The sequence below is a fragment of the Acidobacteriota bacterium genome, assembly GCA_003225175.1.
In the GTDB taxonomy this organism is placed as follows: Bacteria; Acidobacteriota; Terriglobia; order Terriglobales; family Acidobacteriaceae; genus Gp1-AA112.
Genome location: QIBA01000040.1, coordinates 22200 through 38214 on the forward strand (window position 1 = coordinate 22200; position 16015 = coordinate 38214).

At 51.9% G+C, this 16015-nt stretch carries 9 protein-coding genes; all 9 read left to right on the forward strand.

Annotated features, from left to right (window positions below):
- Nucleotides 1-11: 11 nt before the first annotated feature.
- Nucleotides 12-1295, forward strand: coding sequence for a cytochrome P450 (locus DMG62_09665; protein PYY23100.1), 1284 nt, complete (start codon nucleotides 12-14; stop codon nucleotides 1293-1295).
- Nucleotides 1296-1346: 51 nt separating this feature from the next.
- Entirely contained in the window at nucleotides 1347-2813 is a 1467-nt protein-coding gene (locus DMG62_09670) for a hypothetical protein (GenBank protein PYY23101.1), read from the forward strand.
- A gap of 13 nt (nucleotides 2814-2826) precedes the next feature.
- On the forward strand, nucleotides 2827-6132 hold the full coding sequence (locus tag DMG62_09675) for a hypothetical protein (protein ID PYY23102.1): 3306 nt from the start codon (nucleotides 2827-2829) through the stop codon (nucleotides 6130-6132).
- Nucleotides 6129-6938: a hypothetical protein gene (locus DMG62_09680; GenBank protein ID PYY23103.1), complete on the forward strand. Its 810-nt coding sequence runs from the start codon at nucleotides 6129-6131 to the stop codon at nucleotides 6936-6938. The genes DMG62_09675 and DMG62_09680 overlap by 4 nt, the downstream gene beginning before the upstream one ends.
- Nucleotides 6935-7885 carry a hypothetical protein gene (locus DMG62_09685; protein ID PYY23104.1) on the forward strand — a complete coding sequence of 317 codons (951 nt, stop codon included), beginning with the start codon at nucleotides 6935-6937 and terminating at the stop codon, nucleotides 7883-7885. The genes DMG62_09680 and DMG62_09685 overlap by 4 nt, the downstream gene beginning before the upstream one ends.
- Nucleotides 7886-8056: 171 nt before the next feature.
- Nucleotides 8057-10990: a hypothetical protein gene (locus DMG62_09690; protein PYY23105.1), complete on the forward strand. Its 2934-nt coding sequence runs from the start codon at nucleotides 8057-8059 to the stop codon at nucleotides 10988-10990.
- Between the two features lie 199 nt (nucleotides 10991-11189).
- Nucleotides 11190-12734, forward strand: a complete 1545-nt coding sequence (locus DMG62_09695; protein ID PYY23106.1) for a hypothetical protein — start codon at nucleotides 11190-11192, stop codon at nucleotides 12732-12734.
- Between the two features lie 61 nt (nucleotides 12735-12795).
- Nucleotides 12796-14073 (forward strand): hypothetical protein, encoded by a 1278-nt coding sequence (locus DMG62_09700; GenBank protein PYY23107.1) that lies wholly within the window; start codon nucleotides 12796-12798, stop codon nucleotides 14071-14073.
- A 99-nt stretch (nucleotides 14074-14172) separates the two neighbouring features.
- Complete coding sequence (locus DMG62_09705) at nucleotides 14173-16014, forward strand: hypothetical protein (protein ID PYY23108.1); 1842 nt, start codon at nucleotides 14173-14175, stop codon at nucleotides 16012-16014.
- The last annotated feature ends 1 nt before the right edge of the window (nucleotide 16015 follow it).

The following is a 16015-nucleotide window of genomic DNA, read 5'->3' on the forward strand; positions in this document are numbered from 1 at the left end:
GGGGTTTTGCAATGACAGCACAGGTTCAACCCATATCTACCGCTTCCTCAGCAGACCGCACTCTGAGTCTTTACCATCTCCTTGACCCAGAGGTTCTCGCGAATCCATACCCACTGTTTCATCGACTCCGAAGTGAGGATCCAGTGCACTGGGATCCTTTCCTACACGCCTGGGTCGTGACTCGATACAACGATGTTGTAACCGTTCTTCACCATTACTCTGCCGCACGTACGCCTTCTCCTGAGCAGCTTACCGAAATGGGACTGGGCGCTCTCAATCCAATTGCGCAAGTCATGGTGAAACAAATGCTTTTTCTGGACGCTCCCGCGCACACGCGGATGCGCAGCCTGGCGGCCCATGCCTTCACCCCTCAACGTGTCGAGGTGCTGCGTTCCCATATTAGAGAAATTGCCAATGCCTTACTGGACAAGGTGGAGAGCCAAGGTCACATGGACGTGATCGCTGACCTGGCGGAGCCTCTGCCTTGTATTGTTACTGCCGAAATGCTCGGCGTACCCGTGGAAGATCATCAGCAGCTGAAAGTCTGGTCCCAGGACTTTGCCGAGATGCTCGGAAATTTCCAGCACAATCCAGATCGAGCATCAAGAGTGTTGAGAAGCACTCTTGCGATGGTCGATTACTTCCGCTGCGCAATACGGGAGCAGCGCCTCAACCCGCGCGATGGTCTTGTTAGATCATTAATGAATGCTGAGATTGATGGCGACCGTTTTACGGACGAAGAAATCATTGCCAACTGTATTGTAACTATGGTTGGTGGCCAGGAAACGACAACTAACTTGATAGGCAACGGCGTGCTTTCTCTGCTACGTAATCCAGACCAATTGGAAAAGTTACGATCCGATCTCTCGCTGATCCCCTCTGCCGTTGAGGAGATGCTCCGTTACGAAAGCCCCAGCCAGCATACTGCAAGGCTCGCTCCCGAAGATACAATCCTAGGCGGAAGGAGGATTGCGAAACGGCAGGCAGTGATCGCGGTGATGGCGGCCGGCAACCGCGATCCCGAGAGATTTCCGGACCCAGACCGGTTGGATATCACTCGCACGAACAATCGCCATCTTGCATTTGGTTGGGCGGCGCACTTCTGCTTCGGTGCTGCGCTGGCGCGGATTGAAGGACAAACAGCTTTTGAGCTAATGCTGCGCCGACTGCCCAACTGGATTCTCGAGCCAGAACGGCTTGTCTGGCGGACCAATTTGGGACTGCGCGGATTGACAAAGCTGCGAATCCGCTTCACCGAACAGGTAGCAGCCGCCAATTCAGCGCCACTGAACTAAATACACCTAGCGGGTCATTCCATCGTTATCTGCAAGAACGGAGTAAAAAGCATGGCATCTAGCGCGCCACTCTCGGATACGAAGCGAATGCTTCTGGAAAAATATGTTCGAGGAGAGGCCTTCCGATCTCTACCTCAGGCCAGCACGATAACTAAGCGGCCAGCGGGAGCACCAGCTCCCTTGGCTCCCTCTCAAGAGCGTATCCTACGCCGCGAAAGACAAGTTCCAGAAATTCCGCCGCTTTACAACGAGTCCGTCACAATTTACCGATTCGGTGCTCTCGACATAGATGCTCTTGAGCAAGCGTTTACCGAAGTCATTAGGCGGCATGAAATCTGGCGAACTACGTATACGACTGTGAACGGCACTGCTGTTCAAGTGGTACATCCCGCGCCGGAACACATCCCCATTCCTTTCATTGATCAGCGTACCGTACCTGAGCACCGGCGCCTGGCCGACACTGTGCGGCTGATTTCAGAAAATGCTCGCAGACCCTTCGATATGGAGAAGGGTCCTTTGGTCCGCGCTTCTTTAGTCAGGTTCTACGATGGTGAGTTCCGGTTGTACTTGATCGTTCACCAAAGCGTTCTCGACGGAGTGTCGGTTTATCAGGTTCTGCTCACCGAGCTATCAGCGCTGTACGACGCTTTCTCGACTGGCAAACCATTGCCACTTACCGAGCCCTCCATCCAATTCGGTGATTATGCCTATTGGCAACGACAGAATCTGCAAGGAGAAACCCTGCAGCGGCAGCTGACGTATTGGAGAACCCAGCTCTGCGGTGATTTACCAGCGCTCGCTTGGCCAACGACTAAGCCGCGACCAGCAAAGCAGTCGTTTCGAGGAGCGATTCAGCCGTTCGCGTTTCCCAAGGCTGTTGGCGATCGTGCAAAATCACTGAGTCAACAGATGGGAGTTACGCTGTTCACGACTCTACTAGCTGCATTTGTTGTATTACTCCATATCTATACGAAGCAGGTAGATTTCATCGTTGGGACAGTTTCGCCAGTTGGCCGTAAACGCTCTGAAGTTCAGAATCTCATCGGTTATTTCCTGAACCCAGTTCCCTTGAGGTTTTGGATCGGAGACGGTCCAACATTTCAGGACTTGCTTTTCCGCGTTCAGGAGGTTGTCGCCGGAGCTCTTACTCATGACGATGTCCCATTCGAATATCTGGCGGAAGAATTGCAACCGAGCTCCGATCCCAGTCGAAACCCGTTCTTCACCGTCGCGGCATCCCTCGAGCCCCCGTTAGCGGATGTTGGCCCACATTGGAGTCTCACTCCGATGGACGTCGAATCCGGAGGCGCTCGGTGGGACCTCTATTTTGTCTGGGATAACCGACCCAGTGGAATGATTGGACGCGTTCAATACAATCCGGACCTGTTCGAGTGCGAGGAAATCACTTCCCTCATCGCAGACTTTCAGGAAGTACTTGAGAAGCTAGCGAGCAATCCAGGAGAAAAGGTTTCTAATCTCCGCCTCGAGTCGTCACACTGTTCAGCGGCTTCAATCTGAGCTGACTACGAATATGAGAGAGATGACAAGCAACGACATTACGATTCTTCAAGCGCCGGATTCAGCCCGTGATGTAACGCACCTCTCAGAGAGCAAGCGGAAGCTCCTCGAAGGCCTGATGCGGGGTGCGCGTCTCAATTCTAGTGAGCGGATTCCCGCCATCACTCCTCGTCCAAACCAAACGAGGGTTCCTCTTTCTTTGCAACAATTGCAAGTGTGGTTACACGCTGGAATGGCGGTTGAGGTCCCGTTCTACAACGAGACCATAACTTTTCATCGTCAAGGTCCACTCTCTCCGGATGTATTGCAACGCTGTTTGTGTGAGGTTGTGCGCCGCCACGAAATTTGGCGAACGACTTTCGAGATTCAAAACGGCGAGCCGGTTCAGATTATCAATCCACCTCCGTCCATTTTTCCTCTCGAAGTTGCGGATCTCTCGGAATTGCCAGAATCTCAGCGGGTGCAGAAAGCGGCCGGCCTGGCGAGGGAGAATGCAAGACGTCCCTTCGACGTAGGCAAAGGGCCGCTGCTGCGTGCATTTCTCGTTCGAATGGGACGCGCGGATCACCGGCTGTATATGACTTTCCACCAGCTCATTTTTGACGGTATAACGGCTCAGCGAATTTTCCTTCGCGAAATTGCGACTCTCTATGACGCCTTTTCTGCCGGGAAGCCCTCGCCTCTTCCGGAACCGCTGATTCAATACGGCGACTTTGCCTACTGGCAGCGAGATCAACTGGCACCGGATGTCTGGGCGCGAGAACGGTCTTTTTGGGAAAAGCAGCTCGCCGGAAAGCTGCCAGTTTTGGAGTGGCCCTCTGGGCATCAGCGCCCAATATTGGAAACGCATCGTGGTGAGATCCTGCGATTCACGTTCGAAGAGGCAACAATTGGTCCGGTGAGAACCCTCAGCCAGCGGGAAGGCGCGTCGATGTACATGACGCTGCTCGCAGCGTTTGGGACCGTGTTGCATAGGTACACAGGGCAAGATGACATTATTATCGGAGGACTGAGCGCAGGTCGCAATCGCACCGATACGGAATCAATCCCGGGCTTCTTCGTAAATCCTCTAGCACTCCGCATCGATTTTTCGGGCAACCCAACATTTCGAGAGGTACTCAACCGTGTTCGCACAATGGTGCTGGAGAGTCTAGCTCACGCAGAGCTTCCTTTCGCTCAAGTCGTTAAGCAAGTTCAGCAGAAATCAGACCCCAGCCGACACCCGCTATTTCAGATCATGCTTTCCCAGCAGCCACGTGATTCGGCGAATCCGGATGGATGGGACTGGGCGATCGAGGAAGTCTCCAACGGTGGCTCGAAAATGGATTTGTTCGTGATTCTCGACGATCGCGGCGACGGAATCTTTGGCTCGACTACCTACAATCCCGATTTCTTCGATGGATCGACGGTCTCCCGCTTCGTCGGCCATTGGCGGACACTGCTGCAAGCTGCGGGGTTGAATCCTGATGAGCACATCTCGGAGTTGCCGATGTTGACCGAAGCAGAGCGAAATCAGATCCTGGTCGAATGGAACAATACCCAGCGAGATTACGAGACCGATGCTTGTTTGCATGAGCTCATCGAGCGTCAGGTTGAGCAGAGCCCAGATGTTCCGGCGACCATTTATGAACAGCATCAATTGAGCTATCGGGAGCTGAATGCTCGAGCTAATCAACTGGCACATCATCTTCGCCAACTCGACGTAGGTCCTGAGACCCTGGTCGGCGTCTGCATGGAACGATCAATTGAAATGATCGTGAGCCTGCTCGGCATTCTCAAAGCAGGTGGTGCCTATGTTCCTCTCGATCCTGAGTACCCAAAAGATAGATTGCGCATGATGCTCGATGATAGCCGAGTTCCGGTTCTACTTACTCAGAAGCACTTATTGGAAAAACTGCCAGCCTCGTCTTCACAATTAATCTGTGTGGATTCAGATTGGGAGCAAATCGCTCGAGAGAGTCGCTCGAATCCAGACGGCGTTGCAAGGCCGCACAATGCCGCCTATGCGATCTATACATCTGGTTCGACCGGAAAACCAAAGGGAGTCCTCAATATTCATTCAGCGATCGTGAATCGATTGTTGTGGATGCAGGACGCCTACGGATTGACGAATGACGACCGTGTTCTGCAGAAAACGCCTTATAGCTTTGATGTATCAATCTGGGAATTCTTCTGGCCGCTCATAACGGGTGCCTGTCTGGTAATCGCCAAGCCTGGTGGGCACAAAGATCCGGACTATTTAATGAATTTGATTTACCGGGAGAAAATAACGACTCTTCACTTTGTTCCTTCCATGCTGCAGGCTTTGCTGGAAGTGAACGGTCTTGAAGCTTGCAGTTCGTTAAGACGCGTAATTTGCAGCGGCGAAGCTTTATCTCTCGAAGTTCAGAGGCGTTTCTTCGCTCGTTGTAAGGCCGAGTTGCACAACCTGTATGGTCCAACAGAAGCAGCGGTCGACGTTACCTTCTGGCAGTGCCAGGCTGAACACGACCAACCGATAGTCCCGATTGGCCGTCCGATAGCGAACGTCACAATCTACGTCTTAGATCGAAATCTTCATCCAGTGCCGGTAGGAATTCCTGGAGAGCTACACATAGGAGGGGTGGCTCTGGCCCGAGGGTATTTAAATCGCCCGGAACTAACTGCACAAAAGTTTATTTCCGATCCTTTCAGCAGCGCACCCGGAGCACGTCTCTATAAGACAGGAGACCTGGCACGTTATATGCCCAATGGCGCCATAGAGTTTCTGGGCCGCATCGATGATCAAGTTAAAATTCGCGGATTTCGCATTGAGTTGGGCGAAATTGAAGCGGTTTTGCATGAACATCCGGCGGTTCGCGACGCGCGCGTCATAGTTCGAGAGGACCTCCCGGGTGATCGCCGTCTGGTCGCTTATATCGTAACTCTCCAGGGCGGGACCTCTTCTGGGGAAGAAATCCGCGAATTCCTGAAAGAAAAACTGCCTGGCTATATGGTCCCAACGCTAGTGACCATTGATCATTTACCAGTGACGCCTAACGGGAAATTGGATCGCCGTGCTCTTCCTACGCCTGAACGCGAGGAGCACGAAGAGACATTTGATGAACCTACAGACGAGATCGAACAAATGCTGGCGGAGATTTGGACGGACGTTCTCGGCGTGGAGCGTGTCGGCCTGTACGACAATTTCTTCGATCTCGGCGGACACTCTCTCTTGGCGATGCACGTAGTTGCCCGGTTGCGAAGCCGGCTGGATCTGCGCATAAGACCCAATGAGCTTGCTTTCCAGACGCTCGGACAAATTGCAGCTAGCTGCAAAGAGCAATTGCATTGCGCATGAGCCCGCATAACGGCATAACACCTTTCTATTTCGGTCTGCCCGATAAGCCGCTTTTCGGTTGCTACCATAAACCGCGAGCTGGACGCGACCGTCAATGCGCTGCAGTTATTTGTCAACCAATGGGGCACGAATACATCAATTGTCACCGTGCCCTGCGGCACCTGGCCAGTCGCCTCGCTGATGCTGGCTTTCCCGTTTTGCGCTTTGATTATTACGGCTGCGGCGATTCCGCCGGTGAGCCCGCAGATGGTGGAATCGCTCGATGGATGAAGGACATCTCTGCCGCCATCTCTGAAATAAAGACTTGGACGAGTCTGAGTGACGTCTGCGTGATTGGAGTCCGATTAGGTGCCGCTTTGGCAACCTTGACCGCCGTTCAGAACGGTGGTTTTGAGAGCCTCGTGCTTTGGGATCCCGTGGTGGAGGGACGAGGCTATCTTCAAGAGCTTCTTAGCCTGCAAAAGGAAATGCTGCGTTTCCGCCCCAAACCAATCCGGCGCAAGTGTCTTTCGGGTTTCATTGAAGTGCTCGGCTTTCCATTGTCAAACGATCTCTGTTCCGAACTGGAAAAGATTAATCTGCTGCAGATTTCGAAAAAACCCGCCAGGAACGTGCTAATCATCCGAAGCTGCCAATCAGGCGATGAGGGCGCTCTGGAAGGGCATCTGAATCAAAGTGAAGCTTCGACGACAGGCGACCTACTAGATATTCCCAAGGTCTGGTTACCAACGGTTGATGGCAGCCTATTAGTTCCTAATAAGGCACTTCAATCAGTAGTCTCTTGGGTCTCGAGAATTCACGCATGAGAGAACAAGCTGTCGTCTTTGGCGAGTCGAACTCGCTGATTGGGATCGTAACTGATCCTTCAGAACCGAGTCGGACTCTTAACACAGGTGTCATTTTGCTGAATCCAGGTGTTGTGCACCGCGTCGCCCCTGGCCGCGTTTACGTGAAAATAGCACGAGCCCTTGCGGGAGCCGGTTTCGTCGTTCTTCGGTTTGATTTTTCAGGGATTGGCGATAGTGCGGTTCGCCGGGATAATCTTCCGTTCGAAAAGAGCGCAGTGGCGGAAACACAAGACGCAATAGAGTTTCTAAAGGGCACTCGAGAAATCGAACGGTTCATTCTTCTAGGCGGATGCTCGGGAGCGCGCGTCTCGTTTCGGACTGCCTGCTCCGACCGGCGTGTGGTTTGCGCAATTCCGATTAACTTCCCAGTCAGCGACGATGAAGACAGCAATCCCGATCTGATAAATCAGCGCGTTGCGCAATACTATTGGAAATTTGCTTTTTTCAACCTGAAGAGTTGGATCAAGCTGTTTACTGGCAAAGCCGACTACAGCAAGATATTTAAAGCATTGCGCTCTCAGGCAAGGCGTCGTCTTAGCTCGGAGCGCACGATCTCGTCGGAGTCGCCTCAGCTTGCCGAGGACTTAAATCTGCTAGGTAGTCGAGGCGTTCGGCTTGTCTTTCTGTATTCAGAAAATGATCCACGTCTGGGCGAACTGCGTGAAGCAGGCGGAAAAGGGCTCAAGCGACTGTGTGAGCTGGAAAAGATTCAGCTTGAGGTCATTCGCCGGGCGGACCATACCTTCAGTTCGCTTGACGATCAAGAGCGACTTGTAGAAGCGATTCTTGCCCATGTTGAAACGATAACTCCCGCCAGGGCTAATTGCGCAAGTACTATTCGAGATGGCAATAGAGCGGCTCATCAAGTTCTCGGTTTAACCTGTACTGAAGCGCAGCCTGGCTGATCAGATAGAGGGGCGGATTTCTGGAATGCGTTTGCAGGCTCCTAGCCGCATGATGCTAAATAACACAGCCGCCGTAAACAATGAATCAGAACTCCTTAGCTCCGTCAAACTAGCAGCGAATAAGTATCGACAACTTCTGAAGGTCTTACTCCCCCACTATCAGGTGAAACTATGGCTTGTGTCGAGAATCGTCTAAACGTACAAATGCCCGAGGTTTGCCCATTCGGAGCTACAACTTTGCCCGCGGTCGAGCAGCGTCCATTACCAGTTCAGCTGTTGCCAGCTGAACGCGAGTTCTACGCTTCATATTCCTGGTCTCTGAACATTTATCCAACTGTTCGCGAGGTCATCGCGCATCTTCGCGCCGAGGTTAACAGGTTGAGCGGGGCAGAGGAACCGTGGCAGCGGGCTGAAATGCTGACGAACATCTTTCTATTCTGCTGCGCAATTGCAAACGAAGTTGACGATTATCTTGTGGGAAGACCTCGCGATTTCTCAAAGCTTTCCAAGCTTCCGCTTGGCGGAGCGGTGCTGCGGGCAATACGGCCCTTTGTACGTAATGGCCAAAGATTTCAAGAATGGAGACTGCGAGATCTTCGGGCCTGGAGAGATAGATGGCACGTTGAGTTCGACGAATATCTGCAGAGCTTTGTCAGCGGAGAGTTCCTTTCTTCAGAGACGTCACCCCTGGCTGGGCTGATAACGGCATTCTCGAATCGACTTCCCGCCCAGCTCTTAGATCGGCGCCTCAGAAATCCTGCATTTTTTCACGGTCGCGATCTTACCCACTTTGACATCTTGAGCTTAGGCGACAAATTTGTCACTCGATTCCCGGATCCGAGCAAACCTATTGTGCTTGTGGGATTACGCACCGCCGGGTCGTACTTCGCACCTTTGGTACGAGCATATCTTCGAAAAAAAAGCTACGAAAATGTTGAGTTGGTCACTCTTCGCCCACGCAGTACTTTGAGCCAGGCTGAAAAGGCACACCTTGCTTCGTGTGCTAAACAGGAAATGATAGCTGTCTTGCTGGATGAGGCTCCTATCGGCGGAGGATCGACGGCAGAAGTGATCAAGCACCTGGAAAAGTTAGGTTTTCACGAAGATCGAATCGTTGCTTTGTTGCCCATTCACCGCCTTCACACTGACTGGAAAAAAGGCTGGGATACACAAAGAATTGCAAAGGCCTGTGCTCTAACTCTCGAACCACATGAATGGTACAAGGAAAAAGCTCTGGCAACTGAGTCTGTCGGGCCTCTTCTGAATGAATACTTCCAAGCGCGTGGCTATCTTTCCGCAGAAGTGATTAACAGTTCTAAAGCAGAGCGCTTGAACTTTGAACTGCAATTACTTTCGGATGAAAAATATCATACGCGGCACAAAAAGATTTATGAGGTCCATTTGCAAAAAGCTTCAGGGGATTTCGAAGTCCGCTTTGTCTTCGCAAAGAGTGTGGGTTGGGGTTGGCTTAGTTATCATGCCTTCACAGTTGGCGAGAGACTATCCAACTTTGTGCCTCCCGTGCTCGGGCTCAGAAACGGCTTCCTTTATACTGAGTGGAGACCCCAAGCGAGCGGCCACGTTGCAGAAATCTCCAACGCTCAGCTGAGCACTATTGCATCCTACATTGCTGCGCGTAAGCGCACGCTCCCGTTACACGACGACCCTAGCTCGGATTTAATTCGCGAGAAACAGCACACTGCGCATGAAGAGTTATTGAATACGCTGAGCCGGGCATATGGGTCGAGGATTGTGCGATTCCTCAAGCGACCTGAAGTCCAACGTCAGCTTGCACGATATGCCTGCCCCTACCCTACTTTGATCGACGGAAAGATGCGTGGAGTTGAATGGGTCGCAGGATCTTCAACATTCTTCAAGGCTGATTTTGAGCATCATGGTATGGGGAAGAAAGAGCTTGAGATGACGGATCCTGCCTATGACCTGGCAGAAGCCATTCTTCACTTCAAGCTTTCGGAAGGGCAAGAGCACGAACTCGTTACTCGATACAGCGAAGAATCTGGCGATCTGGATGTAAACAACCGACTGCTTCTTAATAAGCTGCTTGCGGGGCGTTGGTCGATGAATCAGGCCCTGGCGAATATCAGAGACACGCGTTTATTACACCGGGTGCAGGATTCGAATCGGCAATATCTGGATGCATGTGACTTTTTGACGAGACACACAATGCGGTTCTGCGCAGCCTTCTGCAATCGCCCGAAGGCTTCAGCGTGGCGCTCGCCGATAGTTGCGCTGGATATCGATGGAGTCATTGACAAACCGGTATTCGGCTATCCGTCCACCACTGCAGCCGGTATTGAAGCGATCGCGCTTCTCCATTCGCATGGCTTTGTTGTTGCCCTTGATACAGCCCGATCTCTTTCTGAAGTGAAGGATTATTGCCAGACTTATGGATTTGTCGGAGGAGTGGCCGAATACGGCAGTGCAATATGGGATGTGGTTGCTGGACGAGAACGTGCTCTCGTTGGGCCCGAAGCCTTAGCGCAATTGGACCGAGCCAGGAAGGCACTCCGGACAGTGCCCGGTATTTTTATAAACGAGGATTATCAATACTCTATTCGAGCCTACACCTACAGTAAAGAACAAACCTCCGCCCTGCCCACCATGCTCATTCAGAATCTAATCGGAACTCTCAATCTGGATCAGCTTAGATTTCATCAGACAACTCTTGATACTGCGATACTTGCCAAGAGTGTAGATAAGGGTACGGGATTGATCGAGCTTATCAACGGGGTAAGCGTCAATGATCCTGAAATCATAGCGATTGGAGACTCAGAGCCAGATCTCGCCATGTTTCGAGTGACCACGCGATCCTACGCTCCTTCACACATCTGGTGTCGTGCCGAGGCGGAGGCACTGGGATGCCGCGTAGCTACTAAACCTTTGCAGTCGGGATTGCTCGAGAGCGTCCGCTCGTTGATCCATCCAGACGGAAAATGTTGTGAACTTTGCAAATCATGTGAGAAGGCGTGGAGCAAGTCTGATGATTTGATTCTGCGCCTTTTGCAAGTAGCCGATCAGAAAAGGCTTAAATTGCTCATGACCACCGCAGTGAATCCTCGTGTATGGCGGGCTTGTTTGCGGTAATCCTAAATGTGAGTAGTATCCAGCCCAGCTGCGCACGAGTAGCGACGCAGGTCTCTTCTTTGCCTTCAATAAAGCATAGATTTTTCTTGTGGCCGCCTATCTAAATTGCTGTAACTTCGCCGGTCGGGCATGAATGATCGAAAGATGAAAAGAAAATAAGTAAACTTGCGCAGCAGATTCATGGCAACAAAGGAACGTGATGCTACGTCGCGTCTTGCACGCCGCTAATGCCATCATTTTGGGAAATGTGATTACTCGGGCCGGAGGTCTAATTCTGGTCCCGCTTTTCTTGAAATATTGGTCAGCCACTCTCTATGGGGAGTACCTTGCGCTGTTTGCAGCCGCTGGTTACCTGTCCAGTCTGGATATCGGCATGCAGGGGGCGGCTGTCAATCGGCTTACTCAAGCTTACGCAAGACAGGATCTCGATGAATATCAGGCTGTCCAACATACGGCTCTGACGTTTTTCATCATTCTCGCCGCGACCGTTACAGTCCTGGTTGCATGTCTTGCATGGCTATTACCTATCCCAAAATGGATCGGCCTCAGGCTTACACCGCCCGCAATAGCCACGCAGGTTATTATCCTCTTAGCTGCCTGGGTGATGTGGTCAATGCCAGTGCAAGTGGCTACCGCCACTCACCAAACGATGGGAAAGTTGGCGCGCACACAGTGGATCCGAAACGCGCAACAGGTGATCGTGGTAGTCCTCACCTCATTTGCGGTAATCGCTGGTGCAGGAATGAGAACCATTGCGTTCCTACAACTGCTGACCGTTGGACTACTTGCCTTATTCATGATCATGGAGCTGAGGTCTCAATATCCGGCGCTTACGCCTGGAATTACTGGGGCCAAACTTTCTTTGCTCAAGGAACTGATGCACCCGAGCTTCTTGTTCGCACTAATCATGGTCGGAAACTTAGTTGCTTTTGAGGGCAGTATTCTTCTCGTGTCGGCGGCAATGGGCGGTCTCGCGGTTGCCATGCTTTCAATCTCGAAATCATTGGTGGACGTCATCCGTTTAGGTCTGTATAGCATCAGCCTGGCGTTCTGTCCTGATTTTGCGCGAATGGAGGCGCTGGGTGAACTTGAAAAACTGCGAAGGATTCATCGGCTTTTGGTTGCTGGCACGGCCGCTATAACTCTCGCACTCGTCGCCAGTTTCTGGTACGAAGGTCCAGAGTTCATCAGCATGTGGACGCGTGGCCGTATTACTCCCGATGCGATGTTATTGCGGTTGTTTTTGGTCTTGATGGCATTCCAGACCTCATGGGCCGCCAGCTCAACGGTAGCTCGAGCGAGCAACAAGCACAATGCGCAAGCGATCGGCTACTTCTTCGCAGCAGTTATTGGCATTGCTTTTGTTGCGGCATTGCTGCCGCGTCTTGGAACCTGGGCTGTGCCTGTGGGACTGACGTTAGGCGAGGCAATCTGTTGTTACCACTTTGTGATTAAGTCCACGTGCCGCATGATCAATGAGCCTTACGCGCCTTTTGCTGTGCGCTTCTGGTTTGGATTCGTCGCAGTGGCCACTGCAGTCCTCGCTGTGGGATGGATCGTGCACATGATACATGCACCGATGCTGATTCGCTGGATCTTAATGGGGTGTCTCACAATGGTGGTCGCCGCCGCTTGCGGATGGGTAGCCTGGCTGATGCCCGAAGATCGTCTGCTACTCCTGCCGAAGCTCCGCGCTCAGCTCAGCATCTCTGACATCAAGACCTGGCAGCGGCTGAATCCGTAGAGCAACCATCTTGGCCGTTTACATCTTCAATCGCCCCACCAGTGTACTTTTTCGCACATGAATATCTGTCGGTGCGGGCCATTTCTTCCAAACAAAGCAAAAATCGGGCAGAGTATCTGGGCGACTGACATTTCATGTTCAACGGGCCGCCATACTGCAACCGGGAGCGAGATGGACGCGAGTCGGCTTCTCAGATACTTACTTGAGACTAGAGAAATTGATTTTGTCGTTGCAAAGACTGTTCTCCGGCCTTCCGTTGCCAAAGAGAAAGCGGACGACCGCCGCATTGCCCTGGGGCACCGAGTCACCCAATCTCGATTTTCTGCGTGCCAACGCTGTGCTGCTCGTGCTGCTTTTCCACGTGCTCGCCTTTTTCGGCATCAGGAAAATTGGTCCTCTTGATTTGGAAAGTATGGGGATGTTTGGTCTCCTGTCTTTCTACGTGCATACAACTTTCGTACTTATGCTCTCTCTCGAACGACAGTTGGCGAAGTTCGGACCGCAAAGCCTGTTCTTGCTTTTCATGGCGCGAAGATTCTTTCGTGTCTATCCCCTCAGCATCTTCATTGTTGCCATCATCGTGCTCTTCAGACTTCCTTTGGCTGGGCACCCGTGGTCGATGCATTACTTTCATGCTCTTGGAAAGCTGGATATTATTTCGAATTTCTTGCTGGCACAGAACATAACTTCGAGCGAGCCAGTGGAAGGGCCACTCTGGAGTCTCTCATATGAAGTGCAAATCTATCTGTTTTTGCCCGCATTATTCTTGATCGCAAAAAAAGTGAAATCCCCTTGGACTCTGGTGATTGGCTGGGGATTGCTGGCAATCCCAATATTCCTTTTAAAGCGTGCTGGCTATGGTCAAGTGATGCAATATGTGCCGTGCTTCTTGCCGGGAATTGTCGCTTATAAATTCTCAAAACAGGTACATCCTCGACGAGCTTTCTGGGGCTGGCCGGTGTTGCTGTGGAGCCTGGCAGGTCTATTTGGACTCGTGGGTAGACTGGGAATGGGCTGGCTGATTTGCTTGATGATAGGAATGGCGCTCCCGCAATTCACCGATCTAAAAAATCCTGCAGTGCAGCGAGCGAGTTATCTCATCTCAAAATATTCCTACGGCTTTTACTTGAGCCATTATTTCTGTGAATGGCTATCTTTTACTAAACTACGTTATTTACCTACTGGCGCCCAATGGATAACATTCCTCGTTACTGTGACTGTCATTCCCATATTGCTCTACCATGCCCTGGAAGCTCCCATGATGCATGTCGGTAAAAAGCTTACGGAAGCTCAGCGTAACTATGTGCGCAATGGGTTGCTTGCAAGCAGAGCTGCCTGAGCCTGTCTAAACCTTCATTAGCTTTGTTCCCTCCTTTGAAAACTGCTGCGAGTTTGCAGCATACCAACTCTCCGCCTGGATCAAGTTTGTGAGGACCCAATGAAACGCCTATTACTACCTCTCGTGTTGGCGCTCTTTCTGCTGTCACCTCTAGTTCCATTATGGGCACAGCTGCAGGAGCCATCTCCGCCAGTCAACATTATTATCGACTCTGACATGTCCGAAAACGTGGACGACGTGGGCGACCATGCTGTTTTGTGGGCGCTTCAGAACCGTGGTGAGGCCAATATACTTGCGATCGTGGCCTCATCAGCGTACGACTATAGCGCTCCCGCCATGCGAGTAATCGCAAACTATTATGGCCATCCGAATGTCCCGATCGGCGCACACAAAGGCAGCACACCGACCAGTGAGGGCTCTAATACGAGCGTATACGCACAACAAATTGCGAATCAGTTCGGCACGCCGGGAGACACACGGTTCAATTACCCCGATGCAGTAACTGTGTATCGACAGGCGCTCGCAAATGCTCCTGACCACAGCGTCTACATTGTGAGTAACGGCTACTTTCAGCCCTTGCAAGGGCTGCTGAGAAGTCAGCCTGATGGCATCAGCTCACTTACAGGTCTACAGCTTATTGCGCAGAAGGTGAAGCGCCTGGTGTGCTCAGCTGGCACTTTCCCATCCGGAAGCGAGCACAACTTCCGAGTCGATCCCGATGCTGCGAGCTATGTCTTTGCTAATTGGCCAGCTGAAATCGTCTCAGTTGGCTCCGAAGTAGGAGGAGATGTGCCCACCGGCCCATCACCGACATCAGATCCAAACCTGGATCCAGTGAGGGCGGCTTACGGTTATTTCGATGCCTACTATGGCCGGACGGACCTGACAATGTACGCATGGGGCCAGGTAGCGTTGTTATACGCAGTGCGAGGTGGAATTGGAACAAACTTTTCCATCGGCGGGTACAACGGTCAAACGACCGTTTGGGATAGTACACAATCGCAACCAGGATACGATGTTTGGTCCCAATCACCCAGCGTTGGACATTCGTATCTGGAGAAATCCGTTTCTGCTTACACCATGTACACCATTCTTAATCCTATGGTGCAAGGCTCGTCCAGTATCCCAATTCTCAGAAGCATCTCACCCTCAACGATCGCTGCAGGTAGCCCCGCCCAGACAGTAACTTTGACAGGCAACAATTTCTTTAACGACTCACAGGTGTTCTTCAATGGGAACAGCCGTCCATCTACATTGATCAGCGGGACGCAAGTTGGAGTCCAACTGAGCAGTACCGACTTAGCGCAAACTGGGACTGCTACATTGAGCGTCTTAAATGACGCCGAGGGTGGCTGGCGATCAAATAGCGTCAATCTGAATATTGTCAATCCCATGCCTTCTCTGGCCGCCATTTCACCTGCCAGTGTTAATGCCGGGAGTGCCGGCTTTACGCTGAACCTCACCGGCAGCAACTTCGTCCCTGGCTCCTCAGTTCAAGTGAATGGAACCAGCCGAAGCACTACATTTATCAGTGCTACTCAACTAGGTGCTGCTATTCCCGCCTCTGATCTAACCGTTGGAACCTACCTCTCTGTGACAGTCTTCAATCCAGCTCCAGGGGGCGGCACTTCGGCTGCGCTTACTCTGACCGTCAACAACCCAGCGCCTTCGATCTCCAGCGTCTCGCCAAATCCGGTTCTCGCAATGACGGGAAGCTATACCCTGACTGTTAATGGCGCTGGATACAACAGAGCGTCGGTTGTGAAGGTTGACGGCAAGTCAGTTACGACGGTACTTGTAAGTTCAACTCAAATGACTGCTCGAGTGCCTAACAATGATTTGCTTCTCGGGCAGCATGCGATCACTGTGTCAAATCCGACGCCTGGAGGTGGCACATCCAATTCAGTCACTGTAACCGTAGTCTCCACTCCGATCTTCTGAT